Raw genomic sequence first — 26,386 nt, 5'->3', positions numbered from 1 at the left:
GGCCCGGGGGGCCGGTTCCGCCGGTGGAACGGCCGGAAGCGTGGTCAGGAGCCGGCGAGCCGGAAGTCCAGCGCCGTGCAGCGCCGGCCCGCCGACACCGTGCGCACCGCCTGCCCGATCGCCTTGCGCGAGCCCACCAGGACCACCAGCCGCTTGGCCCGCGTGACCGCCGTGTAGAGCAGGTTGCGCTGCAGCATCATCCAGGCGCCCGTGGTGACCGGGATGACGACCGCCGGGTACTCGCTGCCCTGGGAGCGGTGGATGGTCACGGCGTAGGCGTGGGCCAGCTCGTCCAGTTCGTCGAACTCGTACGGCACCTCCTCGTCCTCGTCCGTCAGCACCGTCAGGCGCTGCTCGACCGGGTCGAGCGAGGTGACCACGCCGACGGTGCCGTTGAAGACGCCGTTCTCGCCCTTCTCGTAATTGTTGCGAATCTGGGTGACCTTGTCGCCGACGCGGAAGACCCGGCCGCCGAACCGCTTCTCGGGCAGGTCGGGGCGGCCCGGGGTGATGGCCTGCTGGAGCAGGCCGTTGAGCGTGCCCGCGCCCGCGGGGCCCCGGTGCATGGGGGCCAGCACCTGGACGTCCCGGCGCGGGTCCAGGCCGAACTTGGCCGGAATGCGGCGGGCCGCCACGTCCACGGTGAGCCTTCCGGCGGCCTCCGTGTCGTCCTCGACGAAGAGGAAGAAGTCCTTCATGCCGTCGGTGACCGGGTGCTGTCCGGCGTTGATGCGGTGCGCGTTGGTGACCACCCCCGACTGCTGGGCCTGCCGGAAGACCCGGGTGAGGCGCACGGCCGGGATCGGGCCGCCGTCGGCCAGCAGGTCCCGCAGGACCTCGCCGGCGCCGACGCTGGGCAGCTGGTCCACGTCCCCGACGAACAGCAGGTGCGCTCCCGGGGGCACCGCCTTGACGAGCTTGTTGGCGAGCAGCAGGTCCAGCATGGACGCCTCGTCGACCACCACCAGGTCGGCGTCGAGCGGGCGGTCGCGGTCGTAGGCCGCGTCGCCGCCGGGCTTGAGCTCCAGCAGGCGGTGGACCGTGGAGGCCTCGGCGCCGGTGAGCTCGGACAGGCGCTTGGCGGCCCGGCCGGTCGGGGCGGCCAGCACCACCTTCGCCTTCTTGGCGCGGGCCAGCTCCACGATCGAGCGGACGGTGAAGGACTTGCCGCAGCCCGGGCCGCCGGTGAGGACCGCCACCTTCTCGGTGAGGGCGAGCTTCACGGCCGCCTCCTGCTCGGGGGCGAGGTCGGTCCCCGTGCGTCCCCTGAGCCAGCCCAGCGCCTTGGCCCAGTCCACCTGCCGGAAGCCCGGCATGCGGTCCTCCCCGGTGCGCAGCAGGCGCAGCAGCTGCGCGGACAGGGAGAGCTCGGCGCGGTGGAACGGCACGAGGTAGACGGCCGTCACCGGCTCCCCGCCGTCCGGGCCGGGCACCTTCTCCCGGACGACGCCGGGGTCCCCGCCCTCCTCCGGGGGCTCGGCCAGCTCGGCGAGGCACTCGATGACCAGGCCCGTGTCGACCTGGAGCAGCTTGACCGCGTCCTTGATCAGCTGCTCCTCGGGCAGGAAGCAGTTGCCCTGGTCGGCGGACTGGGACAGGGCGTACTGCAGGCCGGCCTTGACGCGCTCCGGGCTGTCGTGCGGGATGCCGACGGACTGGGCGATCTTGTCGGCGGTCAGGAAGCCGATGCCCCAGACGTCGGCGGCGAGCCGGTAGGGCTGGTTCTTCACGACGGAGATCGAGGCGTCGCCGTACTTCTTGTAGATGCGCACCGCGATCGACGTGGAGACCTCGACGGTCTGCAGGAAGAGCATGACCTCCTTGATCGCCTTCTGCTCCTCCCAGGCGTCGGCGATCCGCTTGGTGCGCTTGGGGCCCAGTCCGGGGACCTCGATCAGCCGCTCGGGCTCCTCCTCGATGATCCTCAGGGTGTCCAGGCCGAAGTGCTGCGTGATGCGGTCGGCGAAGACCGGCCCGATGCCCTTGACCAGGCCGGACCCCAGGTAGCGGCGGATGCCCTGGACGGTGGCCGGCAGCACCGTCGTGTAGTTCTCCACGTGGAACTGCTTGCCGTACTGCGGGTGCGAACCCCAGCGGCCCTCCATGCGCAGGGACTCGCCGACCTGGGCGCCGAGCAGCGCGCCGACGACCGTGAGCAGGTCGCCGGCGCCGCGTCCGGTGTCGACGCGGGCGACCGTGTAGCCGTTCTCCTCGTTGGCGTACGTGATCCTCTCCAGCACGCCTTCCAGCACGGCCAGCCGCCGCTCGCCCGTGGGGTTCCCCGACTGGTTGGTCATGATCCGACGGTACCGGTGAGGTGTGACAGGGGGCGGGGCTCAGGACCTCTTGAGGGCTTCGAGGAAGGGGGTGAAGACGGCGGTGGGGAAGGTGAGGACGGCTCGGGCGGGCACCTTCGAGTCGCGTATGGCTGTCCGAGTGGGGCCATGGGCGATCTCCACGCAGGAGTCGCCGTCACCGGGTCCGGAGTAGGACGACTTCCGCCAGTTCTCGGGGGTGTCCATGAGGACTCACAGCTCCTTCGCCAGCCTGTGGATGAAGTCGCGCGATCGCTCGGGAGGGAGCGACGCGACCTCCACTTTACGAAAGAGCGTTCGAAACACGGCAAGCTGGGCCTGGGAGTGAAGGAAGGTCGCACCGTGCGGGCCGTCCCGTACCACCGTGTCGAGCTCGGACACGGGGCCTCCCGCGTACGTCATCGCGCTCGCGGCACCGGCGAAGCCCTCCACCTCGAAGGGGATGACACGAACGGTGACATGCTCCCCTTCGGAGAATTCCAGGAGACGGGCGAGCTGGACCTGCGAGGCGGTCCGGTCGCTCACCATGATGCGCAGCGCCGCCTCGTGGACGACCGCTTCGTACGGCGTCGGCTCGGGCCCTTCGAAGATGGTCTTCCGCTGCATCCGGTGCCGGACCCGCGCCTCCAGCTCCTCTCGCGGGAGTTCGGGGATCCGGTAGGCGAAGACGGCACGGGCGTAGTCCTCCGTCTGGAGCAGGCCGGGGACGTAGAGGAACTGGACCTCACGCAGGAACGTGGCGTGGTGCTCCAGTTCGGCGAGGTCGAGGAACGGCGTGGGCAACAGTGTCCGGTACTCCTCCCACCACCCACGCGTCCGATCGGTCGCCATCGCCACGAGGGCGTCCACGAACGCCTCGTCCGAACAGGCGTAGTGAGCCGCGATGCGGCGCAGACGCTTCTCGCTCACGCCCGTGAGGCCCGTCTCGATCTGGCTGATCTGCGGGGCACTCACCCCGAGCAGCGCCGCCGCCTCACGAGCGGTGAGACCTGCCGCGTCACGGAGCCTGCGCAGTTCGGCCGCCAGGCGCATCTGACGCGCCGTCGGCTCGCTCCTCAGTACCATCGCCCGCTTCTCCCAACGCGCCCCCGTGACGCGACCCGTTCGAGGTCAGAGTACGCGACCGGCTTGCAGAACTTAAACATTAAGTCCTACCGTCAGTGACGCGACGCACACCGTGCGAAACGCCGGGCCACCGGAAGCGCACCGCCCCGTCCTGCCGCGACGGCTGCGGCAATGACACCGCCCGCTCTCATAACTCCCCTATCAAATAACGGAGTTGACGCATGCCCGAAAACGAGTCCTGGGAGTACTCCCTCCACATCCCCAACGACCTCCGCGCCGTCACCGTCAGCCGCCGCACCCTCCGTCTGATCCTGACCATGCACGGACTGATCGGCCTCGTCGACGTGGCCGAACTGCTGGCGGCCGAGCTGGTCGCCAACGCCGTACGGCACACCGGGGGGCCCGCCGCGATGCGGGTGCGCTGGTCACCGCCGGGGACGCTGCGGATCGGGGCGTGGGACGCGAGTCCGGAGCCGCCGGAGCCACCGGTGACCTCGGAGCGGGTCGAGGAGTTGGAGGAGGGGCGAGGGCTCGCGCTGGTGCGGGCCTGTTCCAGTCTGTGGGGGTGGCAGCCGTTGTCCCGGTACGGCAACCGCGGGAAGTACGTGTGGTGCGAGTTGGAGGCGGTGTGATGGTCGGCTCGTCGCACGAGGCGCTGCACCGGATCTTCCAGAAGGATCCGGCGTTGCTGACCCGGGCGTTACAGCGGGTGCTGCACGTGCCCTTCCCCGAGCCACGGGAGATCGCCGCGCTGAACGTGGACCTGACGGAGATCGAACCGGTCGAGCGCCGGGTGGACACGCTGCTGCGGGCGGAGACGGACGAGGGGACGTACCTCCTCGTGGTCGAGTCGCAGGGGAAGGCGGACGAGCGGAAGCGGGGCAGCTGGCCCTACTACCTGTCCTACCTCTACGAGAAGTACCGGTGCGAGCCGGTGCTCATCGTCATCACCCAGAGCAGCGCCACGGCGAAGTGGGCCTCGCGGCCGATCCGGCTCGGCTTCGCGGGCTGGGAGTCGCTGACGGTACGTCCGCTCGTGCTGGGCCCGGACAACGTCCCGGTGATCGCGGACGAGCAGCAGGCCGAGAAGGACGTGCCCCTGGCGGTCCTCTCGGCCATGACACACGGGCGTGGCCCGCAGGCCCCGGCCATACTGGAATCGCTGGCGTCCGCCCTGCGGACCATCGACTCCGACAGCGCCGCGGTCTTCGTGCAGTTCGTCGACTCGTGCCTGGCCGACCCCCAGGCGAAGCAGATGTGGAGGGACCTGATGACGGCGATCCAGTACTTCTGGCGGCACCCGCTGGCCGAGCAGGTACGCGCGGAAGGCCGGGAAGAGGGCCGTATCGAGGAATGCCGGCAGATGATCCTCCGCATCCTGGAGTGGCGCGGCGTCCCGGTGTCCGACGCCGTCCGGCAGCGCGTCGGCGCCTGTGCCGATCTCGGCCTGCTGGAAGCCTGGGCCCGGCGGGCCGTGCACGCCACGGACGCGGCCGAGGTGTTCGCCGGGGAGTGAGCGGTGAGGACGGGGCCGCCGGCGTTCCGCTCGCCGGCGGCCCCGTCCCCTTCGGTACCACGGCTCATCACGATCCGGTCTCGACGTCGCCCCGAGGCCTTGCTCTGTCCTCGTGTAATCGATTCCAATCCTTCGTGTCGTCGATGTAATCGATTCCACGAGGAGGTGGAGCGGCGATGGCGAGCATCAAGGACGTCGCCGCCGAGGCGGGCGTCTCCGTCGCCACGGTCTCGCGCGTCCTGAACGACCACCCGTCGGTCAGCGCCCGGGCACGCACGCGCGTGCTGGCCGCCGTCGAGGCCCTGGGCTACCGCCCGAACGCCGTCGCCCGCTCCCTGCGCACCGACCAGACCCGCACCCTCGGCCTGGTCATCAGCGACGTGCTGAACCCGTACTTCACCGAACTGGCCCGCGCGGTCGAGGAGGAGGCCCGCGCGCTCGGCTACAGCGTCGTCATCGGCAACGCCGACGAGCGGCCCGACCTGCAGGACCACCACGTACGGACCCTGCTGGACCGTCGTATCGACGGCCTGCTCGTCTCCCCCACCGACGGCGGCTCGCCGCTGATGCTGGAGGCCGCGCGCGCGGGGACGCCGATGGTGTTCGTCGACCGGTGGATCCCGGGCGTGGACGTGCCGGTGGTGAGGGCGGACGGGCGGGCCGCGGTGCGGGACCTCGTGGCGCATCTGCACGGGCTCGGGCACCGGCGGCTGGCCATCATCGCGGGCCCCGCGGCGACCACGACCGGACGGGAGCGCGTCGAGGCGTTCGGGGAGGCGCTCGGCGCGTACGGGCTCGCCCTGCCCGACGCCTACATCGGCCGGGGCGACTTCCAGGCCGAGAGCGGCCGCCGCGTCACCGAGGGCTTCCTCGACCTGCCCGAGCCGCCCGAGGTCGTCTTCGCCGCCGACAACCTGATGGCGCTGGGCGCACTGGACGCGATCCGCGCGCGCGGGCTGCGGGTTCCCGACGACGTCGCGCTGGCCGCGTTCGACGACATCCGGTGGTTCGTGCACACCGACCCGCCCGTCACCGCGATCGCCCAGCCCACCGGCGAGCTGGGGCGCGCCGCCGTGCGCGCGCTGGTCGACCGCATCGAGGGACGGCCCGGCGAGTCCGTCACCCTCCCCGCCCGGCTCGTCGTGCGCCGCTCGTGCGGCGCGCCGGGCCCCGCACAGTCCCCCGTACGAAGGAGTACGACGTGAGCGACCCGGACGAGTTGCTGCGCATCGAGGGCATCCGCAAGACCTTTCCCGGCGTGGTCGCGCTCGACGGCGTCGACTTCGACCTGCGCCGCGGTGAGGTGCACGTGCTGCTCGGCGAGAACGGCGCGGGCAAGAGCACCCTCATCAAGATGCTGTCGGGTGCCCACACGCCCGACGCCGGGCGGATCCTGGTCGGCGGGGAGGAGGTGCGCATCCAGGGCGCGCAGGACTCCGAACGGCTGGGGATCGCCACGATCCACCAGGAGTTCAACCTGGTCCCGGATCTGACGGTCGCCGAGAACATCTTCCTGGGGCGGCAGCCGCGCCGCTTCGGGATGATCGACCGCAAGCGGATGGAGGCCGAGGCCGCCGTCCTGCTGGAACGGGTCGGGGTGAGCGTGTCGCCCCGCGCGCGCGTGCGCAACCTGGGCATCGCGCGCCTGCAGATGGTCGAGATCGCCAAGGCGCTCAGCCTCGACGCGCGCGTGCTCGTCATGGACGAGCCGACCGCCGTGCTCACCTCCGGGGAGGTGGACAGGCTCTTCTCGATCGTGCGCCGGCTGCGCGCGGACGGCGTGGGCATCGTGTTCATCACCCACCACCTGGAGGAGATCGCCGCCCTGGGCGACCGGGTCACCGTCATCCGCGACGGCAGGAGCGTCGGCCAGGTGCCGGCCACCACGCCCGAGGGCGAGCTGGTGCGGCTCATGGTGGGGCGGCCGATCGAGCAGCAGTACCCGCGCGAACGGCCCGGGGCCGGCGAGGTGCTGCTCCGGGTCGAGGGGCTCACGCGCGACGGCGTCTTCCACGACGTCGGCTTCGAGGTGCGCGCGGGCGAGGTCGTCGGCGTCGCGGGCCTGGTCGGGGCCGGGCGTACGGAGGTGGCGCGGGCCGTGTTCGGCGCCGATCCGTACGATCGGGGCACCGTGGAGGTGGCGGGCACGCCGCTCAGGCGCCACGACGTGAACGCCGCCCTGGAGGCGGGCATCGGGCTGGTGCCCGAGGACCGCAAGGGCCAGGGGCTCGTCCTGGACGCCTCGGTGGCGGAGAACCTCGGCCTGGTGACGCTGCGGTCGGCCACCCGCGCGGGGCTGGTCGACCTCAAGGGGCAGCGGGCGGCCGCCGCCCGGATCGCCGGGCAGCTCGGCGTGCGCATGGCCGGGCTCGGCCAGCACGTGCGGACGCTGTCCGGCGGCAACCAGCAGAAGGTCGTCATCGGCAAATGGCTGCTGGCGAACACCCGGGTGCTGATCCTCGACGAGCCGACGCGCGGCGTCGACGTCGGCGCCAAGGTCGAGATCTACCAGCTCGTCAACGAACTCACCGCGCAGGGCGCCGCCGTCCTGATGATCTCCAGCGACCTGCCCGAGGTGCTCGGCATGAGCGACCGGGTGCTGGTGATGGCGCAGGGCCGGATCGCGGGCGAGCTCGCGGCCGGCGAGGCCACGCAGGACGCCGTGATGGCGCTCGCCGTCGGCGCGCCCGGTACCGAAGCCACGACCGAAGAGGAGGCCACCCGTGGCCACTGACACGCTCAAGAGCACGACGGGCGCGGGTGGCGCCCCCGGCGGCCTGCGCCGCCTGCTGCTCGACAACGGCGCGCTCACCGCGCTCATCGTCCTCGTCGTCGCCCTGTCGGCGCTGTCCGGCGACTTCCTGACGGCCGACAACCTCCTGAACGTCGGCGTCCAGGCGGCGGTCACCGCGATCCTCGCCTTCGGCGTCACCTTCGTGATCGTCTCGGCGGGCATCGACCTCTCGGTCGGTTCGGTGGCCGCCCTGTCGGCCACCGTCCTCGCCTGGAGCGCCACCTCGCAGGGCGTCCCGGTCGCCCTCGCCGTCCTCCTGGCCGTCGCGACCGGCATCGTGTGCGGCCTGGTCAACGGCTTCCTGGTCGCGTACGGCAAACTGCCGCCGTTCATCGCGACGCTGGCCATGCTGTCGGTGGCGCGCGGCCTGTCCCTGGTGATCTCGCAGGGCTCGCCCATCGCCCTGCCCGACCCGGTCTCGCGCCTCGGCGACACGCTGGGCGGCTGGCTGCCGGTGCCGGTGCTCGTGATGGTCGTCATGGGGCTGCTCACCGCGTTCGTGCTGGGCCGGACCTACCTCGGCCGTTCGATGTACGCGATCGGCGGCAACGAGGAGGCGGCCCGCCTGTCCGGCCTGCGGGTGAGGAAGCAGAAGCTCGCCGTCTACGCCCTGTCCGGCCTGTTCGCCGCCGCCGCGGGCGTCGTGCTCGCCGCCCGGCTGTCCTCCGCGCAGCCGCAGGCCGCGCAGGGCTACGAGCTCGACGCGATCGCCGCGGTCGTCATCGGCGGCGCCTCGCTCGCGGGCGGCACCGGCAAGGCGTCGGGAACGCTGATCGGCGCGCTGATCCTGGCGGTGCTCAGGAACGGCCTCAACCTGCTGTCCGTGTCGGCCTTCTGGCAGCAGGTCGTGATCGGCGTCGTCATCGCGCTGGCGGTGCTGCTGGACACGGTGCGGCGCAAGGCGGGGGCGACGCCGGCGGCGGCCGGCACGCCGAGCGGCGGCCGGGGCCGGCAGGCGGCGACGTACGTGCTGGCCGCCGTGGTCGCGGCGGCGGTCGTGGGCGCGATGTCCTTCCTGCACGACGGCTCCTCGTCGGCGAAGACGCAGAAGGTCGGCCTGTCCCTGTCGACGCTCAACAACCCGTTCTTCGTGCAGATCCGGGCCGGGGCCCAGGCCGAGGCGAGGAAGCGGGGCGTGGACCTGACCGTCACGGACGCGCAGAACGACGCCTCGCAGCAGGCCAACCAGCTGCAGAACTTCACCAGCGAGGGCCTCGGCTCGATCATCGTCAACCCGGTCGACTCGGACGCGGCGGGCCCGTCGGTCCGCTCCGCGAACCGGGCCGACATCCCCGTCGTCGCCGTCGACCGGGGCGTCAACCAGGCCGACACGGCCGCGCTGGTCGCCTCCGACAACGTCGAGGGCGGCAGGCTCGGCGCCAGGGCGCTCGCCGAGAAGCTCGGCGGCAAGGGCACCGTCGTCGTCCTGCAGGGCCAGGCCGGCACCTCCGCCAGCCGCGAGCGCGGCGCCGGCTTCGCCGAGGGCCTCAAGGCCTACCCGGGCATCGAGGTCGTCGCCCGGCAGCCCGCCGACTTCGACCGCGCCAAGGGCCTGGACGTCATGACCAACCTCCTCCAGGCCCACCCCGACGTCGACGGCGTCTTCGCCGAGAACGACGAGATGGCGCTCGGCGCGATCAAGGCGCTCGGCCCGAAGGCCGGGAAGTCCGTCCAGGTCGTCGGCTTCGACGGCACGCCTGACGGCCTCGAGGCGGTCCGGGCGGGCACGCTGTACGCGTCCGTGGCGCAGCAGCCGCGGGAACTGGGCAGGATCGCGGTGGACAACGCGCTGCGGGCGGCCGAGGGCAGGAAGACCGGCGAGCTGGTGAAGGTGCCGGTGAAGGTGGTCACCCGGCAGAACGTGGCCGGCTTCGGCGGCTGACGCCCCGACTCATCCCACAGGGAGACGCTTCATGTACGACTACGACCTCCTGGTCGTGGGGTCGGCCAACGCCGACCTGGTGATCGGTGTCGAGCGGCGGCCGGGTCCCGGCGAGACGGTGCTCGGCTCCGACCTGGCCGTCCACCCGGGCGGCAAGGGCGCGAACCAGGCGGTCGCGGCCGCCCGGCTCGGGGCCCGCACGGCGCTGCTGGCCCGGGTCGGCGACGACGCGTACGGCAGGCTGCTGCTGGACTCGCAGCGGGCGGCCGGGGTCGACACGGTGGGCGTCCTGGTCGGCGGTGCGCCGACCGGGGTCGCGCTGATCACGGTGGACCCGTCCGGCGACAACAGCATCGTGGTCTCGCCGGGTGCCAACGGCCGTCTGACGCCCCAGGACGTCCGCGCGGCCGGGAGCCTCTTCCAGGCCTCCCGGGTGGTCTCCGTCCAGCTGGAGATCCCGCTGGAGACGGTCGTGGAGGTCGTGCGGAACCTGGCGCCGGGCAGCCGTTTCGTGCTGAACCCCTCGCCGCCGCGCCCCCTGCCCCGGGAGGTGCTGGCCGCCTGCGACCCGCTGATCGTCAACGAGCACGAGGCGAAGGTGATCCTCGGCGACGCGGCCGTGGGGGACTCCCCCGAGGACTGGGCGCGGATCCTGCTGGCCAAGGGCCCGCGCTCGGTGGTGGTGACGCTGGGCGCGCAGGGCGCGCTGGCGGCCTCCCCGGAGGGTGTCTCCCGGGTGCCGTCCGTGAAGGTGGACGCCGTGGACACGACCGGCGCGGGCGACGCGTTCACCGCCGCGCTGGCCTTCCGGCTGGGCGCGGGCGCGCCGCTCGCCGAGGCGGCGGCGTACGCGGCCCGGGTGGGGGCGGCGGCCGTCACCAGGGAGGGCGCGCAGGCGTCCTTCCCGACGGCGCAGGAGGTCGCCGTGCCGTGAGGAAGGGCGGGACCCGGAACCGCACCTGTGCGGCGCGCAGGCCGAGCCGGGCCACGGACGCCCGGAGCCGGCGGGTACTTCGAGGGGGCCCGGTCCATGGACCGGGCCCCCTCGGCTTTCCTCCCCCATCAGAACCCCCGTGATCCCCCCGGATCCCCCTCCCAGAAGCCCTGATGCCACGTATGACCCGCCGGGTGGGGGAAGGGTTGCACGGTCTCCGGGAATTTTTTTCGCGGATCCCCGACGGGACGCCGCGGACGCGGGTGCGCCCTCCCTCCGGGGCCGGGCTCGTCCAGGGCGGCCTTTCAGGGACTGTCGCAGTCCTCCTTGCCGTCGCCGTACGCCAGGGCGGTCAGTTCCTTGGTCCGCCTCGGCTCGGCGAAGTACAGAAGGACGGCCTGCCGCACCGCCCCCTCGACCGGAGTCCGCCGCCCCACCACCCGGCGCGGCCGCCCCGTACGGCGCCGTGTCCCATGGGCGGCTCCTCGGTCTCGGGCGGAAGAGGCACAACTCCGAGCACGCTTTCGCCGGTCCCCGGAGGGTGGGAGTCAGGCTGAGGCGACTCGTAGGATGCGTGGAACACCAGTGAGCGTTGCCATCTGCTGTTGCGACGCCGTCGAGTTGAGGACTGGGGAGACGCGTCATGGGGGTGCCCGGCATACCGAGCAGTCAAGGCGGAAAAGCAGATCTTCGCGTGTCCAGCCACGACCTCACCAAACTTGCCGATGACCTGGGAGACATGCAGGATCACCTGGACGAGCAGGTCAAGCGCATGGACGCGGTCGTCGACCGTATCGAGGCAGGGTGGCGCGGCCCTGCCGCGTCCGCCTACCGCGAGTTCCACCGGGCGGCGGCCGAGGACGCCGTGCGCATTCGTGAAGTGATGAAACACCTTGAGAAGGCCGTGCGTCTGGGCAGGGACGGATTCACGCAGCACGACCTGGACGTGCTCGCCCGGCTACGGAGGATCCAAGTAGACGTCGACAGCGAGGTCGACAGACTGTCCGCGCCCGATCCGGACACCGCACCGCCTCGCGGCCACAGCAGCCTGGACTCGTTCTGACCGACCCGGCCCAATCAGCCCGACCTACATACACAGTCGCCGACATACGGGGGAAAAATGCCAGGCAAGGTCCCTGCCGACGACCGCATAACCGTCTCCTTCGCCACCCTTCACGAGCTCGCCATCGAGTTGGAGGACATCCTCAGAAAACTCAACGGCAAGCTGGACGACCTCTATGACCGTGTCGTCCCGGTCGTCCTGTCCTGGGAGGGCGAGGCCCGCGAGGTCTTCGTCGACAAGCTCGACGAATGGGACCGTTCGGCCCAGGATCTCCAGGCCGCCCAGAAATGGCTGCACGACATCGTCACCACCGGGCACACGAACTACGCGGCAGCGCACCAGGCGGTGCTGCGCGGCTGGGGGGCGGCCTGATGAGCACGCCGCAGCCGGCCGCGGGCCCTCAAAACGGCACGGTCGACGTCACTCCCTCGGTGCTCTATGGAGTCTCGTCGAGAGTCGCCGACCAACAGGATTTCCTCCACCGGGGAGCCAAGGCATTCCTGGACGAGTTGGCACGCTATCCGGACGGCGGAGGCAGAGGAACGGCCGTCAAGGGCTTCACCACCGCCTACAAGGAAGTCAGCGAACGCTTTCTCGAGGTATGGGCCAAGGCGGTGGTCAGCGTAGGCGGTGCCGCAGTCGGTTTCACGTCCACGGGAAACAATTACGCCGCGGCCGATGCCGCCACCAATCCGTCCTCCACCGCTCGGCCACAACAGCAGCCGGTTCCGGTCGTCATCGACAGCCCTCCCTCGTACGGGCCCGTCACGGACTTCAAATGGGGAGATGCCGACGACGGCCAGGACTTCGTACAGCGCGCGCTGGAGGGCTTGGAGGCCGCGGTCCTGACCGTGCTGCGCCCGTTACTGGAAGACGCCTGCCGCTGGGGCAAGGCGGCCGAGATACTGCCGTTGCCGAACCATCACCGCGTCAACTCGATCTCCGAGGCCTGGCGGATGCCGCAGGTGACCCTGTCCACGGTCGAAGACACGCTGACCGCTCTTCTGAGCAGCATCACCGATCAGCACAACAGCGAGTGGTACAGCGCCATGCGTACGTTCTGCAGCACGCTGTGGGGTACTTCCGCCTGGGGAAAAGACCGGCACGGTTACAGCTGGAAGAACGACACCGCCGGTAGCCCCGGGGTGAATCATCCGGTCTTCGCTGTACTGTTCGACACCTGTGAAGTAATGGTCGATGCCGTCCATCACTTCGCCAAGGCCGCCGAAGACGTCCGCGAGGACCTCCACCGGATCTATCGCAAAGCAGTCATCGACACTTTGCCTCAAATCGACCTGAGCGACGGTGTCGACCTGAAGGACGTCAAGAACCTGGGCAAAGGGCTATGGAACCTCGGCAGGGGATTGGCCACCGACCTCTCGGCCGGAATCGTCCTCAATATCGACGAGGAGGCAATGAACAACGCGGTGGCGGAGTACAACAACCGAATAAGCCGCCAAACGCACCGCATCAAGGATCTGTTGGAAGCTCTGGAAGAGGCTTCCAAGAGTGCACCGTCCTTCAACGCAGAGGAGGCCCGGGCCGAGGCGTTCGGCGCTCGGGCGCTCACCGATTTCAAGGGGGACCCGCTCTATACGGTTCGAGGGGACGACGAGTCACGACACAGGTACCCGGTCGACCTGGCCAACCAGGAAGGCGTTTCAGGCGCTCATGTCATCGACAAACACGTCGGCAAGACGGACGAACAACTGGAACAGCGGCTCCGGGATCAGGCGAGGCTCTATCCGGACGGGGTCACGAGACCCATCGCGGTTTCCACCTTCAACAACCTCAACGAAGCACAGCGTTACACGCAGGCCGTACTGGACGATCCTAACAACCAGCGCAAGATCGAGAGATGGCTGAGCAGAAATCCCACCCAGTCCAATCAGACCAGGAACATCGGCCTTGATTTCAACCACCCTGTCGGCCGCTCCTGGACACGAGGAGATACCCAGGCACACGACTCCGATAAGGTGCTCGTGACTCTTCGCCCCGCCCCGGGAGGCCGGCCCCCGTACGTCGTCCTCACTGCGATGCCCAGTGACACTCTTCCGCAGTCATGAACAGGAATTTCGTGCCACAACAAGAACCCGCCGTTGATGCCGCTTCCTGGAAAGCAGCCGTGCTCGACCTCTTCGGAGGCGGCTGGACATTTGCGCGTGTGGGACCGAGGCGCCATGCCGACTGGCGCCGTGACGCGGCAGCGGTCATGGCGCTCGAAGCGACCGATCCAAGACGCTGGCTTTCCATCAACTACGCCCCGGAAGTCGGCGAGGACCGCAGCGGTACAGGATCCCCGTTCATGCCGTGGAGCCTTGATGAGCTCGGAAACTGCTTGTACGAAATCAGAAGGAGGCCGGCCGGCCAACTACTGGTCGCACTCAAGGGGGATTCATACCAGGCAGCCGGAATTCCGGACTTCGCGAAACGAAAGGACGGGCTGTTCACGAGCTCTCGAACAGTCTTGTCGCGCTTCGGTCCGGACGGGCGCTTCTTCACCAACGCGTCAGACGCCCGGGAGAACCCTGATGCCGATCTACTGAATCCCGATACCGCATGGGAGTGCCTTTCCGTCTACACCACCGACTGTGGTCTCGTTGCCGTGTCCGACACCGAGGTCGGTGTCTTCTGGGCGTTCTGGGAAGACTGAGAGGATCTCGACATTGCGTACGCGCTCCGCCACCTACCCCGACCGCGAAACTGCCCAGTGGGCCACCCAGCGGGTCGTTGATGCCAACGAACAGCTGATTCACCGCTGGCTGGCCCAGTCCACACGGGCCCGGCTGACAATCGAGGCGTCCTGGCCCTCGCGTCCCGACCCGGTGGGACGCGTGTTGCTACAGGCGATGATGCTGGCCGGGCGGGAACCCGTGGATGTACGCGCGGCCCGGGTGATCCTCAAACGGGACGCTACCCGTCCGCACGGTTTCGCCGTCCACGCCACCTTCCCCGTCTACCTCTAGAAGGCGGATCGCCATGCCCATGAGTCCCCTCGACCACGACCGCCGCTACGGCGAACTCGACCAAGTGGTCCGCGCTTATGCCGGGCAGCCCGCCGACGATACCCCTGAGCAGGCCGGTCGGGCCCTGACCGCGTACCTTCGGCATACCTGGCACACCCGTCCGTGGGCACTGGCCACGGCCGAGCGGCAGCTGCGTGAGTACGCCGAGCATCCGCCGGGGCGGTTGCGACTGAAGCTGGGCGAGTACTACGCGATCCCGGATGTCGGCCTTGCCGACGGTGAGATCCAGCAATGGCTGCGCTGCCTGGCCGACCACGTCAGGCGCAGCATCGAGGAAGGTGACGCGCCACCCCCGGCCATGCCCGTCACCCATTGGGAGTGGCATGCCCGCTTCCCGGAGACCGGGCAGTTCCTGGCGGGCTGGTTCTCGCAGGACATGCCGGACGAGTTCGCCGACCATGACGCGGCCGTCGAGGACTACCGGGCCTCCACCGACCCGCAGCTCGTGGCACGCCTCGTCGGTGAGCTGCGGGAGTTGCTCACCCTTGGTCTGGAGGAGTCCGACTACGCCCTGGCCGTGGCCGAACTGGGCATGGAGGTCGACCCGCCGGCACCGTACGGCCCGAGCGCGTGGTTGTCACTGGTCGCCGACCGGCTCAGCAACCCGCGGGCCGAATACGGGCCCGCCCCCCAAGAAAGTCCGTAACGATCCCCGGAAGGGCGAGCCCGGAGTGGGGCCGGGCCCGCCCCCCGCGGTCACGCCGCGTGTTCCAGGAACCGCGACGCCGTCTCGGCCAGTACCTCCCGGCCGTCCCGGGCCCACAGGCCGTCGTTGAAGAGTTCCACCTCGATGGGGCCGGTGTAGCCCGCCGCCTCCACGTGGTCCTTCCACGCCCGCAGGTCGATCGAGCCGTCGCCGAGCTGGCCGCGGCCGTTGAGCACGCCCTCGGGCAGCGGGGTCGTCCAGTCGGCGAGCTGGAAGGTGTGGATCCGGCCGGCGGCGCCGGCCCGGGCGATCTGCGCCGGGGCCGTGTCGTCCCACCAGACGTGGTAGGTGTCCACGGCCACCCCCACCTGGTGGGCCGGGAAGCGTTCGGCCAGGTCGAGGGCCTGGGCGAGGGTGGAGACCACGCAGCGGTCGGCGGCGAACATGGGGTGGAGGGGTTCGACGGCCAGGCGCACGCCGTGGGACGCGGCGTACGGCCCCAGGTCCGCCAGCGCGTCCGCGACGCGCTCCCGCGCGCCGCGCAGGTCCCTGGAGCCGGGCGGCAGGCCGCCCGAGACCAGGACCAGGGTGTCCGTGCCCAGCGTCGCGGCCTCGTCGATCGCGCGGCGGTTGTCGGCCAGGGCCCCGGCCCGCTCCCCGGGGTCGACGGCGGTGAGGAAGCCGCCCCGGCACAGCGTCGACACCGCCAGGCCCGCGTCGCGGACCAGTTTCGCCGTCGCCTCCAGGCCGTGGGAGCGGACCGGCTCGCGCCACAGGCCCACGTGGCGCACGCCCAGCCGGCCGCAGGCGTCCACCAGTTCCGGTACGGACAGCTGCCTCACCGTCATCTGGTTGACGGAGAAGCGCTCCAGCCCGGTGCCGCTCACTGCTCCACCCCGTACAGGTTCAGCAGGGTCCGCATCCGCTCCTCCGCCAGCTTCGGGTCCGGGAACAGGCCCAGGCCGTCGGCGAGTTCGTAGGCGCGGGCGAGGTGCGGCAGGGAGCGGGCCGACTGCAGGCCGCCGACCATCGTGAAGTGGGACTGGTGGCCCGCCAGCCAGGCCAGGAACACGACCCCCGTCTTGTAGAAGCGGGTGGGGGCCTGGAAGAGGTGGCGGGACAGCTCGACCGTGGGGTCGAGCAGGGCGCGGAAGCCCCGCACGTCGCCGGTGTCCAGGACCCGTACCGCCCGGGCCGCCAGCGGGCCCAGCGGGTCGAAGACGCCCAGCAGGGCGTGGCTGAAGCCCTGCTCGTCGCCCGCGATCAGCCCGGGGTAGTGGAAGTCGTCGCCCGTGTAGCAGCGGACGCCCTCGGGGAGGCGGCGGCGCAGGTCGCTCTCGCGCCGCGCGTCCAGCAGGGAGATCTTCACGCCGTCCACCTTGCCGGGGTGGGCGGCGACGACCTCCAGGAAGGTGTCCGTGGCCGCGTCGAGGTCCGCCGAGCCCCAGTAGCCCTCCAGCGCCGGGTCGAACATCGGGCCGAGCCAGTGCAGGATCACCGGCTGGGACGCCTGGCGCAGGAGGTGGCCGTAGGTCTCCAGGTAGTCCTCCGGGCCCCGCGCCGTGGCGGCCAGGGCGCGGGAGGCCATCAGGACGGCCTGGGCGCCGGCCTCCTCGACGAGGGCGAGCTGTTCCTCGTAGGCCGCGCGGACCTCGGCCGGGGAGGCCGCGGTGGTGAGCTGGTCGGTGCCGGCCCCGCAGGCGATCCGGCCGCCGGCCGCCCTGGCCTCGGCGGCGGACCGGCGGATCAGTTCCGCCGCGCCCGCCCAGTCCAGGCCCATGCCGCGCTGGGCGGTGTCCATGGCCTCGGCGACGCCCAGCCCGTGGGACCACAGGTGGCGGCGGAAGGCGAGGGTGGCGTCCCAGTCGACGGCGGCCGGCGAGTCGGGCGACACGTCCGCGCGGGGGTCGGCGACGACGTGCGCCGCGGCGAAGACGGTGCGGGAGGTGAAGGGCGCCGCGGGGGTGAGGGCGAGGGGCTCCGTGCGGGGCTCGTACGTCCTCAGCCCGCCGTCCGCGCCGGGCAGGTGGAGGGTCACAGGGCGATCTCCGGCACGTCGAGGCGGCGGCCCTCGGCCGAGGACCTCAGGCCCAGCTCGGCGAGCTGGACGCCGCGGGCGCCGGCCAGCAGGTCCCAGTGGTAGGGGGCGTCGGCGTAGACGTGCCTGAGGAACAGCTCCCACTGCGCCTTGAAGCCGTTGTCGAACTCGCCGTTGTCCGGGACCTCCTGCCACTGGTCGCGGAAGACCTCGGTGGCGGGGACGTCCGGGTTCCAGACGGGTTTGGGGGTGGCGCTGCGGTGCTGGACCCGGCAGGTGCGCAGGCCCGCCACGGCCGAGCCCTCGGTGCCGTCGACCTGGAACTCGACCAGTTCGTCGCGGTGGACGCGGACGGTCCAGGAGGAGTTGATCTGGGCGATCGCGCCGCCCTCGAGTTCGAAGACGCCGTAGGCGGCGTCGTCGGCGGTGGCGTCGTAGGGCTTGCCGTTCTCGTCCCAGCGCTGCGGGATGTGGGTGACGGCCAGGGCCTGGACGGACTTCACACGGCCGAACAGCTCGTGCAGGACGTACTCCCAGTGCGGGAACATGTCGACGACGATGCCGCCGCCGTCCTCGGCGCGGTAGTTCCAGGACGGGCGCTGGGCGGGCTGCCAGTCGCCCTCGAAGACCCAGTAGCCGAACTCGCCGCGCACGGACAGGACCCGGCCGAAGAAGCCGCCGTCGACCAGGCGCTTCAGCTTGAGCAGGCCCGGCAGGAAGATCTTGTCCTGGACGACGCCGTGCCTGATGCCCGCCTCGTTCGCGAGGCGGGCGAGTTCCAGGGCGCCGTCCAGGCCGGTGGCCGTCGGTTTCTCGGTGTAGACGTGCTTGCCCGCGGCGATCGCCTTCCGGAGGGCCTCCTCGCGGGCGGAGGTGACCTGGGAGTCGAAGTAGACGTCGACCGCCGGGTCGGCGAGGACGGCGTCCACGTCGGTCGAGACGTGCTCCAGGCCGTGCCGGCCGGCAAGCGCCTTCAGCGCGTGCTCGCGGCGGCCGACCAGGACCGGCTCCGGCCACAGCACGGTGCCGTCGCCGAGGTCGAGGCCGCCCTGCTCGCGGATGGCCAGGATGGAGCGGACCAGGTGCTGGCGGTAGCCCATGCGCCCGGTCACGCCGTTCATGGCGATACGCACCGTCTTGCGTGTCACGTCATTCCCTTCGTACGCGGTCCGCGCGCCGCGTACGCCCCACCCGTCACCGGGTTGACCGCGAGCGGTGCAGCAAGCGCTTTCTACATGGTGAGAAGCTAGCCTCTGCACAGCGGTCCGGACAAGACCGCGGCAAGGACGAGCTTTGTTCGAGGGGGCGAACAACCGGGGCCGGGGGCCATAGGGTCTGCTCGGAACCGTGGCCTCGGACCCGTGTGTGTCCGAGGGCGTACGACGAGATGCGCGACCGGAGGACGACGAGATGACGGTGACCCTGGCGGACGTGGCGGCCCGCGCACAGGTCTCCCCCGCGACGGTGTCGCGCGTGCTGAACGGGAACTACCCCGTGGCGGCCTCCACCCGCGAACGGGTGCTGAAGGCCGTGGACGAGCTGGACTACGTGCTCAACGGTCCCGCCAGCGCCCTGGCCGCCGCCACGTCCGACCTGGTCGGGATCCTGGTGAACGACATCGCCGACCCGTTCTTCGGGATCATGGCGAGCGCGATCCAGTCCGAGATCGGCGGGCCGGGCGGCCGGGCGGGCGGGGAGAGGCTCGCGGTCGTCTGCAACACGGGCGGTTCGCCGGAGCGGGAGCTGACCTACCTCACGCTGCTGCAGCGGCAGCGGGCGGCGGCCGTCGTCCTGACCGGCGGCGCCGTCGAGGACGCGGCGCACCAGGCGGCGATGGCGGCGAAGCTGCGGAAGCTGGCGGACGCCGGGACGAGAGTGGTGCTGTGCGGACGGCCGCCCGCGCCGGACACCGGGGCGATCGCGCTGACCTTCGACAACCGCGGGGGCGGGCAGGAGCTCACCGAGCACCTGCTCGGGCTCGGGCACCGGCGGCTCGGCTACATCGCGGGGCCCGAGGAGCGCACCACCACCCGGCACCGGCTGGAGGGCCACCGGGCCGCGCTGGCCGCGCACGGCATCGAGGAGGACCCGCGCCGGACGGTCCACGGCCGCTACGACCGCCGGTCCGGCTACGAGGCCACGCTGGAGCTGCTGCGCCGCGACCCGTCGCTGACGGCCGTCGTCGCCGCGAACGACTCCGTCGCGCTCGGCGCCTGCGCGGCGCTGCGGGACTCCGGGCTGCGGATCCCGGAGGACGTCTCGGTGGCCGGCTTCGACGACCTGCCGTTCAGCATCGACGCGGTGCCGTCCCTCACGACGGTCCGGCTGCCGCTGGCCGAGGCGGGCGCGCGGGCCGGCCGCATCGCGATGGGCCGCGAGGAGCCGCCGCCCGGCGGGATCGCCTCGGTGCGGGGGGAGTTGATGGTGCGGGGGTCCACGGCGGTGCCGCGGGGCTGACCGCGAGGGGCGGCGGGGGAAGGCCGTCCGCGGCGTGGTGTCCGCCCTGCCGCGCGCGGCACCGGGGCCCCTGCCGGACGCGGCTCCTTTCCCGTCCCGGACGATCCCGGGGCGGGGCGCCCCCGGGATCCGCCTGGGGAATCCGCCCGGGGATCTTTTCTCCCCGGCGGCGATGAGTTCTCGGGCCGCCGCCGGTCTTCCATGCCGTACCGACCGTGCCGTACCGACCGTGCCGTACCGACCGTGCCGTACCGACCGGCCAGAAAAGCGGAGTGAGTCCCATGCGCATCGTGATCAGCGAGTTCATCAGCCTCGACGGCGTCGTGCAGGCCCCCGGCGGCCCTCAGGAGGACACCGACGGCGGCTTCGCGCACGGCGGCTGGACCCACGCCTTCTTCGACCCGGAGGTCGTCGGCGGCGCCTTCGACGCGGCGCTGGGCGAGGCCGACGCGCTGCTGTTCGGCCGGCGCACCTGGCAGAACATGGCGGCGGCGTGGCCGGAGCGGGCCGGGGACCCGTTCGCCGACCGGATGAACGCCATCCGGAAGTACGTGGTGACCAGCACGCTCGGCGACTCCGACCTGACCTGGGAGAACACCGTCCGCGTCCCCGGCGACGACGCCGTGGCCCACCTGCGCAAGCTGCACGGGAGCGAGGGCGGCAACCTGCTGGTCATGGGCAGCCCCGCCCTCGCCCGCCTGCTCCTCACCGAAGGCCTGGTCGACGAGTTGCGGCTGATCGTGATGCCGGTGATCCTCGGCGGCGGCAAGTCGATCTTCCCGGACGACGGCACGAAGGCCGCCTTCGAGCTGGTCTCCACGGCCCAGGCTCCGACGGGCGCGCAGGTGTGCGTATACCGGGCGGCGACCCCGGGCTCCTGAACCGGACCACGCGAGGGGCCGTCCCGCGGGAGGGCCGGCCCCGCCTCGCCGAGGCGATGGGCACGGTCCGCGCGTTCCTCTCCGCCGGGCGCCCGCCCCGCGCCGAGGACGTCGTCCTGCGCGGGCCCGGCCCCGGCGACCTCGGCTGGATCGTGCAGCGCAACGCCGCCCTCTACGCCGCCGAGTACGGCCGGAACGCCGACCACGAGGGGCTGGTCGCCCGGATCGTCGCCGACTTCGCCGAGGACCACGTCCCGCGTAAGGACCTGGTCGGCCGGGACCGGAGGCTGGACCCGTGCGCAACGCCCGGATGACGAGGAGCAGGAATGGCCTGCGAGGTGCCGGGTAGGGTCCGTGCACATGAAGCTGGCGTTCTCCACTCTCGGTGTCCCCGGCCTGCCCCTGACCGATGTCCTGGGGCTCGCGACCGCGCACGGCTACCACGGCGTCGAACTGCGCGCACACCCCGAGGAGCCGGTGCACCCCGGCCTCGGCCCCGGCGAACGGGCCGGCGTGGCCGCCGAGTTCAAGGCGGCCGGCGTCGAGATCCTGGGCCTGGCGGGATACACGCGGGTCGCCGCGCCGGGCGACGACGGCCCCGTGCTCACCGAGCTCCGTGCCCTCCTCGACCTCGCCCGCGACCTGGGCGCCCCGTACGTCCGGGTCCTCCCCGGCGGTGACCCGTCCCAGAGCCCCGAGGAGGCCGACGCGACGGCCGCCCGGCGCCTCGGCACGGCCGCCGAGTACGCCACCGACGCGGGCGTCCGCATCCTCCTGGAGACCCACGACTCGCACCGCACGGCCGCCGACGCCATCCGCGTCCTCGGCCTGGTCGGCCACCGCCAGGTCGGCGCCCTGTGGGACGTGATGCACACCTGGCTCGGCGGCGAGCAGCCCTCGGAGAGCTTCGCGGCGCTCTCCCCGTACCTCGGATACGTCCAGGTCAAGGACATCGCCTCCGCCGAGGACAGCACCCCGCTGCCGCTCGGCACCGGTGTGCTGCCGCTGGCCGAGTCCGTGGAGGTCCTCTCCCGGCACGGCTGGGACGGCTGGCTGTGCTGGGAGTACGAGAAGCGGTGGTACGAGTCCGCCGCCCCGCTGCCCGGCCTGCTGGACGCCGGGCGCGAGCACCTGTCCCGGCTGCTCAACGACTCGGCGTAGCGGCGCGGGGCCCCGGCACGGCGGGGCGTGGCACGGCGGAGCGGCGGGAGCGCGGCACGGCGGGGGCGGTCGTGAGCGGGGGCATGGCACGGCGGGGCGGTCGTGAGCGAGGGCGTGGCGCCGCGGGGGCGGTCGTAAATCGCTGGCCCGGGCCGCGCGGGGCCGGATAGCGTTCCGCCCCGTGCCCCAGCCCGTCTTCCCGCCCGCCGTCCCCTCATGAGCCTCACCCGCGCGCTGATCGACGTGGGCCCGCTGCGCACGTCGCCGGCCTTCCGGCGGCTGCTGGTCGGGCGGACCGTGTCCACGCTGGGCGGCTTCATGACCATGGTCACCGTGCTGTACCAGGTCTGGGACATGACCCACAGCGCGGTGTGGAGCGGGGCGGTGGGTCTCGCGCAGGCGCTGCCGCTGGTGGTCTTCGGCCTGTTCGCCGGTTCGTGGGCCGACCGGGGCGACCGGCGGCGCATCTACCTGCGTGCCACGGCCGGCCAGGCCGTCTGCTCGCTGCTGCTGGCGGTGCAGGGCTTCACCGGGCACGTCCCGGTGGCCGGAGTGCTCGCCCTGGTCGCCGCCCAGTCGTCCTTCGCCGCGGTCGCCGGCCCGGCGGCCGGGGTGTTCGTCCCCCGGCTGCTGCCCAAGGACCAGGTGGCCCCCGGCCTCGCGCTCCTCCAGGCGACCGCGCAGTCGTCGATGCTGGTGGGGCCCGCGCTGGGCGGGCTGTTCCTCGGCTGGTTCGGCATCGGCGTCTGCTACCTGCTGGACGCCCTCAGTTTCCTGGCCGCCTGCTACGGCGCCTTCGGCCTGCCCGCCCTGCCCCCGGAGGGCGAACCGTCCCGGGCCGGCCTGCACGGCGTCCTGGACGGGCTGCGCTTCCTGGCCGGCCACCGGGTGGTGCGCGGGGCGCTCGTCACCGACCTCGCCGCCACGCTGCTGTCCATGCCGGTCAGCCTGTTCCCGCTGGTCAACGAGGAACGCTTCGGCGGCGACCCGCGCACCCTCGGCCTGTTCCTGTCGGCCCTGGCGGTCGGCGGGGTCGCGGCGACCGCGCTGTCCGGCCCGGTGACCCGGCTCGCCCGCCCCGGCCCGGTGATGCTGTGCGGGGCGGGGACCTGGGGCGTGGCCCTCGCCCTGTTCGGCCTCGTGAGCAGCCCCTGGGCGGGCCTCGGGCTGCTCGCCCTGGCGGGCGCCGCCGACGCCCTGTCGGTCCTGTCCCGCACCACGCTCGTGCAGACCCGCACCCCGGACGCCCTGCTGGGCCGGGTGAGCGCCGCCGAGCAGATCGTCGGCCAGGCCGGCCCCCACCTCGGCAACCTGCGCGCGGGCCTGGTGGCCGGCTGGACCTCGGGCGCGACGGCCCTGGTGACGGGAGGCGTGCTGTGCCTGCTGGCGGTGGTGTACGTCGGCACGAACGCGCCCGAACTGCGCTCCGGCGCGCCCGGGGCGGACGGGCGGTGAACCCCCCGTCACGGCACGGGCGGCGGTGACCCCACCGCCGCCCCCTCCTCCGCCCTCTCCTTGCGGCCCCGCTCCCGCCCGCGACCCGCCGGTGCCGCCGTCCCCGCCCCCGAGGCCGTCGCCACCCCGCCCACCAGCAGCGCCGTACGGACCCTGCGGGCGCACTGGCCCCGGGTGTCGGTCCACGCATCTCACCGGCCCCCGCACCACCGGCTCGGGGAAACCGGGCCGGACGCGGGAACCCGGTCCGGCCCCCGCCCGTCCAATGCGCGGACTGCCGGATGAGTCCCCGTGGCGCGGTGTCGGCTCTCGCTGCCGGCTGCGATCGCCGACCACCCTCTCCGCCGCGCCCCGGCCGGCAGCACGCCGTCATCGGCGCGCCCCTCCCACTGCGCCGATGGCGGCCCTCCGGGCGACAGCCGCCGTCCTTCCCGGGCCCCGGCCGCGTGCCGGGTTACTGTGCATTCCCTTGACCGGCAAAAACTTCCCGGTTATTGGTGACTCCCTGGAAGTTTCCTTCAGCGGTTCCCCTCCGGAAGGAGCGCACGTGCCCGACACCAGCACGGCCAGCACAGGAAACACCGCGATCCCCTCCAGACGCACGGTCCTCGCCGCCACGGCGGGCCTGTCCGCCGCCCTGGCGGCCGGCGGCACCGCCCACGCCGGCGCCGCCCCCGGCGACGCCGCGCTCCGCGCCCTCGTCTCCCGGATGACCCTTGCGGAGAAGGTCGGCCAGCTCTTCGTCATGCGGGTCTACGGCCACTCCGCCACCGCCCCCGACCAGGCCGACGTCGACGCCAACCTCAAGGAGATCGGCGTGCGCACCGCCGCCGAGCTGATCGCCAAGTACCGGGTCGGCGGCGTCATCTACTTCACCTGGGCGCACAACACCCGCGACCCCCACCAGATCGCCGACCTGTCCGACGGCATCCAGAAGGCCTCCCTGGAGCTGCCGCGCGGACTGCCCGTGCTGATCTCCACCGACCAGGAGCACGGGGCGGTCGCGCGCGTGGGCGAGCCCGCCACCCTGTTCCCGGGCGCGATGGCGGTCGGGGCCGGCGGTTCGCGGTCCGACGCCCGCAGGCTCGGCCGGATCGCGGGCCGCGAGCTGCGCGCGATGGGCATCCGGCAGAACTACTCCCCCGTCGCCGACGTGAACGTGAACCCGGCCAACCCGGTCATCGGCGTACGGTCCTTCGGCGCCGACCCGCGGGCGGTGGCCCGGCTGGTGGCCGCCGAGGTCGCCGGGTACCAGCGCTCGGGGGTCGCGGCGACCGCGAAGCACTTCCCCGGGCACGGCGACACCGCCGTCGACAGCCACACCGGCTTCCCCGTCATCACGCACAGCCGTGCGCAGTGGGAGACGCTGGACGCGCCGCCCTTCCGCGCCGCGATCGCGGCGGGCATCGACTCGATCATGACCGCCCACCTGATGGTCCCGGCGCTCGACGACTCCGGCGACCCGGCCACCCTCTCCCGCGCGATCATCACCGGCATCCTGCGCGAGGAACTCGGCTACGACGGGGTCGTGGTCACCGACTCCCTCGGCATGGAGGGCGTGCGGACGAAGTACGGCGACGACCGGGTGCCGGTGCTCGCCCTGAAGGCGGGCGTGGACCAGCTCCTCAACCCGCCCGACCTGGACCTGGCCTGGAACGCCGTCCTGGAGGCCGTGCGGGGCGGCGAGCTGACCGAGGCACGGCTCGACGCGTCGGTCCTGCGCGTCCTGCGGCTCAAGGCGAGGCTCGGACTGTTCCGCGACCCGTACGCCGGCCACGGCGGCGTCGACCGCGCGGTGGGCGTCGCGCCGCACCGGGCGGCGGCGGACCGGATCGCCGAACGGACGACCACGCTGCTGGTCAACGAGGGGCGGCTGCTGCCGTTGTCGCGGCGCACGCACGCCAGGGTCCTGGTCGTCGGCGCCGATCCGGCCTCGCCGTCGGGCACCACCGGGCCGCCGACGGGCGTGCTCGCGGGCGCGCTGGGCGAACTGGGCTTCACCGCGACCGCGCTGCCGACCGGCACGGCACCCTCCGCGGCGACCGTCGCCAGGGCGGTCGCGGCGGCCCGGGAGGCGGACGCGGTGGTGGTCGGGACGTACAACGTGACGGCGGGCAGCGGCCAGCGGACGCTGGTCGAGCAGCTCGTGGCGACCGGGAGGCCGGTGGTGGCGGTCGCGATCCGCAACCCCTACGACGTGGCCCTGCTGCCCTCCGTCCGCGCCTTCCTGGCGGCCTACTCCTGGACCGACGTCGAACTGCGGGCCGCCGCACGCGTGATCGCGGGCCGGGTCGGGCCGCGCGGGAAGCTGCCGGTGCCGGTGCCCCGGGCGGAGGACCCCGCGCAGGTGCTGTACCCCCTCGGGCACGGACTGTCGTACTAGGCGTACGCCGCGGGCCGGGCGCACCGCCCCCACCGTGCGCAAAACCTCCCGTATGTCTGGCGTGCGCCCGCCGCGGCGGGTCACGCTGGAGCGGGTACTCGGGGGGACGGCAATGCGTAAGAGATGGTCCGTGGGGATGGCGTGCGGGCTGCTGGGTCTGCTCGGAGCCCTGCTGACAGGCTGTCAGAGTCCGCCGGGGACCGGCGGGACGGACGCCCGGCCGGCCGGGCGGGCGACGGCGGCCGCGGCACCGCCGCCGGCCCGGACGGCCGGACACGGGGCGGTCTTCCTCGCGGTGGGCGAGTGCAGTTCCTTCGGCAGGACGAGCTTCACCGAGGTGTCGTGCGACGGGGAGCGGGCGGCGGCGCGGGTGGCGGCCCGGCACGACGGCACGGTGGACGACGGGCCGCGCTGCCCGGCGACCACGGACTTCGTGCTGCACATCGGCGAGCAGCGCCCCGCGTCCGGCGAGGACGGCGGCGGGAGGGTGCCGCGGGGCTACGCCTGCATGCGCAACCTGCAGCCGCCGCATCCGGGCGACCCGGGCGGCGGGGGCGGTCCCCGCACCATCGTCGGCGACTGCGTCCACCGCGTCGGCGACGGGCGGGTCCGTGAGACGGCCTGCGACGGCACGGGCGAGCGGAAGCCGGAGTACCGGGTGACCGAGGCGGTGACCGCCCGCTCCCGTTGCCCGGCCGCCACCGCCCTGTACGTCCGGCTCGGCGGCGGGACCCCGGTGGGCTGCGCCCGGCCGGTGTGAGCGGCGGCCG

General features: G+C 72.4%; 24 protein-coding genes and 1 pseudogene. 19 read left to right on the top strand and 6 right to left on the bottom strand.

Annotated features, from left to right (window positions below; translation table 11 throughout):
* Nucleotides 1-44: 44 nt before the first annotated feature.
* The 3 genes from AB0L29_RS10940 to AB0L29_RS10930 are packed head-to-tail and all read right to left on the bottom strand — an operon-like array spanning nucleotide 45 to nucleotide 3,380.
* Nucleotides 45-2,297 carry an ATP-dependent RecD-like DNA helicase gene (locus AB0L29_RS10940; protein ID WP_365825580.1) on the bottom strand — a complete coding sequence of 751 codons (2,253 nt, stop codon included), beginning with the start codon at nucleotides 2,295-2,297 and terminating at the stop codon, nucleotides 45-47.
* Between the two features lie 39 nt (nucleotides 2,298-2,336).
* A complete protein-coding gene (locus AB0L29_RS10935; protein WP_365825578.1) occupies nucleotides 2,337-2,522 on the bottom strand; it encodes a DUF397 domain-containing protein in 186 nt (61 codons plus the stop codon).
* Nucleotides 2,523-2,528: 6 nt separating this feature from the next.
* Nucleotides 2,529-3,380: a helix-turn-helix transcriptional regulator gene (locus AB0L29_RS10930; protein ID WP_365825576.1), complete on the bottom strand. Its 852-nt coding sequence runs from the start codon at nucleotides 3,378-3,380 to the stop codon at nucleotides 2,529-2,531.
* Between the two features lie 221 nt (nucleotides 3,381-3,601).
* Here AB0L29_RS10930 and AB0L29_RS10925 point away from each other — a divergent pair, with 221 nt between their 5' ends.
* From AB0L29_RS10925 to AB0L29_RS10870, 12 genes are all read left to right on the top strand, one after another.
* Nucleotides 3,602-4,012, top strand: a complete 411-nt coding sequence (locus AB0L29_RS10925) for an ATP-binding protein (RefSeq protein WP_365825574.1) — start codon at nucleotides 3,602-3,604, stop codon at nucleotides 4,010-4,012.
* Nucleotides 4,012-4,896, top strand: coding sequence for a hypothetical protein (locus tag AB0L29_RS10920; protein ID WP_365825615.1), 885 nt, complete (start codon nucleotides 4,012-4,014; stop codon nucleotides 4,894-4,896). Before AB0L29_RS10925 ends, AB0L29_RS10920 begins: the two co-directional genes overlap by 1 nt.
* 176 nt (nucleotides 4,897-5,072) lie before the next feature.
* Entirely contained in the window at nucleotides 5,073-6,101 is a 1,029-nt protein-coding gene (locus tag AB0L29_RS10915) for a LacI family DNA-binding transcriptional regulator (RefSeq protein WP_365825572.1), read from the top strand.
* On the top strand, nucleotides 6,098-7,630 hold the full coding sequence (locus AB0L29_RS10910) for a sugar ABC transporter ATP-binding protein (RefSeq protein WP_365825570.1): 1,533 nt from the start codon (nucleotides 6,098-6,100) through the stop codon (nucleotides 7,628-7,630). The genes AB0L29_RS10915 and AB0L29_RS10910 overlap by 4 nt, the downstream gene beginning before the upstream one ends.
* Nucleotides 7,620-9,572 carry a substrate-binding domain-containing protein gene (locus tag AB0L29_RS10905; protein ID WP_365825568.1) on the top strand — a complete coding sequence of 651 codons (1,953 nt, stop codon included), beginning with the start codon at nucleotides 7,620-7,622 and terminating at the stop codon, nucleotides 9,570-9,572. The genes AB0L29_RS10910 and AB0L29_RS10905 overlap by 11 nt, the downstream gene beginning before the upstream one ends.
* Before the next feature lie 31 nt (nucleotides 9,573-9,603).
* Nucleotides 9,604-10,506 (top strand): ribokinase, encoded by a 903-nt coding sequence (locus AB0L29_RS10900; RefSeq protein ID WP_365825566.1) that lies wholly within the window; start codon nucleotides 9,604-9,606, stop codon nucleotides 10,504-10,506.
* Between the two features lie 643 nt (nucleotides 10,507-11,149).
* Nucleotides 11,150-11,569 carry a WXG100 family type VII secretion target gene (locus tag AB0L29_RS10895; protein ID WP_365825564.1) on the top strand — a complete coding sequence of 140 codons (420 nt, stop codon included), beginning with the start codon at nucleotides 11,150-11,152 and terminating at the stop codon, nucleotides 11,567-11,569.
* 57 nt (nucleotides 11,570-11,626) lie between these two features.
* Nucleotides 11,627-11,941: a WXG100 family type VII secretion target gene (locus AB0L29_RS10890; protein ID WP_365825562.1), complete on the top strand. Its 315-nt coding sequence runs from the start codon at nucleotides 11,627-11,629 to the stop codon at nucleotides 11,939-11,941.
* Nucleotides 11,941-13,635, top strand: a complete 1,695-nt coding sequence (locus tag AB0L29_RS10885) for an RNase A-like domain-containing protein (protein ID WP_365825560.1) — start codon at nucleotides 11,941-11,943, stop codon at nucleotides 13,633-13,635. Before AB0L29_RS10890 ends, AB0L29_RS10885 begins: the two co-directional genes overlap by 1 nt.
* The gene (locus AB0L29_RS10880) at nucleotides 13,632-14,222 is read left to right on the top strand and encodes a hypothetical protein (RefSeq protein WP_365825558.1); all 591 of its coding nucleotides are present in this window, start codon (nucleotides 13,632-13,634) and stop codon (nucleotides 14,220-14,222) included. The genes AB0L29_RS10885 and AB0L29_RS10880 overlap by 4 nt, the downstream gene beginning before the upstream one ends.
* Before the next feature lie 13 nt (nucleotides 14,223-14,235).
* Complete coding sequence (locus tag AB0L29_RS10875) at nucleotides 14,236-14,535, top strand: RNase A-like domain-containing protein (RefSeq protein WP_365825556.1); 300 nt, start codon at nucleotides 14,236-14,238, stop codon at nucleotides 14,533-14,535.
* A 13-nt stretch (nucleotides 14,536-14,548) separates the two neighbouring features.
* Nucleotides 14,549-15,241 carry a contact-dependent growth inhibition system immunity protein gene (locus AB0L29_RS10870; protein ID WP_365825554.1) on the top strand — a complete coding sequence of 231 codons (693 nt, stop codon included), beginning with the start codon at nucleotides 14,549-14,551 and terminating at the stop codon, nucleotides 15,239-15,241.
* A 50-nt stretch (nucleotides 15,242-15,291) separates the two neighbouring features.
* On the opposite strand, the gene AB0L29_RS10865 is transcribed toward AB0L29_RS10870, so the two are convergent.
* From AB0L29_RS10865 to AB0L29_RS10855, 3 genes are read right to left on the bottom strand one after another with little or no spacing between them, the layout of a single operon-like run.
* Nucleotides 15,292-16,089: a sugar phosphate isomerase/epimerase family protein gene (locus tag AB0L29_RS10865; protein WP_365825613.1), complete on the bottom strand. Its 798-nt coding sequence runs from the start codon at nucleotides 16,087-16,089 to the stop codon at nucleotides 15,292-15,294.
* Nucleotides 16,090-16,124: 35 nt separating this feature from the next.
* Nucleotides 16,125-17,279 (bottom strand): dihydrodipicolinate synthase family protein, encoded by a 1,155-nt coding sequence (locus AB0L29_RS10860; protein WP_365825552.1) that lies wholly within the window; start codon nucleotides 17,277-17,279, stop codon nucleotides 16,125-16,127.
* The gene (locus AB0L29_RS10855) at nucleotides 17,276-18,427 is read right to left on the bottom strand and encodes a Gfo/Idh/MocA family oxidoreductase (protein ID WP_365825550.1); all 1,152 of its coding nucleotides are present in this window, start codon (nucleotides 18,425-18,427) and stop codon (nucleotides 17,276-17,278) included. Before AB0L29_RS10855 ends, AB0L29_RS10860 begins: the two co-directional genes overlap by 4 nt.
* 262 nt (nucleotides 18,428-18,689) lie before the next feature.
* Between AB0L29_RS10855 and AB0L29_RS10850 the strand changes: the two genes are divergently transcribed.
* From AB0L29_RS10850 to AB0L29_RS10820, 7 genes and pseudogenes are all read left to right on the top strand, one after another.
* A complete protein-coding gene (locus tag AB0L29_RS10850) occupies nucleotides 18,690-19,736 on the top strand; it encodes a LacI family DNA-binding transcriptional regulator (RefSeq protein WP_365825548.1) in 1,047 nt (348 codons plus the stop codon).
* A gap of 281 nt (nucleotides 19,737-20,017) precedes the next feature.
* Nucleotides 20,018-20,617, top strand: a complete 600-nt coding sequence (locus AB0L29_RS10845; RefSeq protein WP_365825546.1) for a dihydrofolate reductase family protein — start codon at nucleotides 20,018-20,020, stop codon at nucleotides 20,615-20,617.
* A gap of 35 nt (nucleotides 20,618-20,652) precedes the next feature.
* Nucleotides 20,653-20,868, top strand: a pseudogene (locus AB0L29_RS10840) (MarR family transcriptional regulator); the annotation flags it as partial.
* 109 nt (nucleotides 20,869-20,977) lie between these two features.
* Nucleotides 20,978-21,778 (top strand): sugar phosphate isomerase/epimerase family protein, encoded by an 801-nt coding sequence (locus AB0L29_RS10835; RefSeq protein WP_365825544.1) that lies wholly within the window; start codon nucleotides 20,978-20,980, stop codon nucleotides 21,776-21,778.
* 216 nt (nucleotides 21,779-21,994) lie between these two features.
* Nucleotides 21,995-23,233: an MFS transporter gene (locus AB0L29_RS10830; RefSeq protein WP_365825542.1), complete on the top strand. Its 1,239-nt coding sequence runs from the start codon at nucleotides 21,995-21,997 to the stop codon at nucleotides 23,231-23,233.
* Between the two features lie 547 nt (nucleotides 23,234-23,780).
* Complete coding sequence (locus tag AB0L29_RS10825) at nucleotides 23,781-25,616, top strand: glycoside hydrolase family 3 protein (RefSeq protein WP_365825540.1); 1,836 nt, start codon at nucleotides 23,781-23,783, stop codon at nucleotides 25,614-25,616.
* A gap of 112 nt (nucleotides 25,617-25,728) precedes the next feature.
* On the top strand, nucleotides 25,729-26,376 hold the full coding sequence (locus AB0L29_RS10820) for a hypothetical protein (protein WP_365825538.1): 648 nt from the start codon (nucleotides 25,729-25,731) through the stop codon (nucleotides 26,374-26,376).
* The last annotated feature ends 10 nt before the right edge of the window (nucleotides 26,377-26,386 follow it).

This window comes from Streptomyces sp. NPDC052701 (assembly GCF_040678355.1).
Lineage (GTDB): Bacteria > Actinomycetota > Actinomycetes > Streptomycetales > Streptomycetaceae > Streptomyces.
This window is presented reverse-complemented; position numbering and strand designations above follow the sequence as displayed.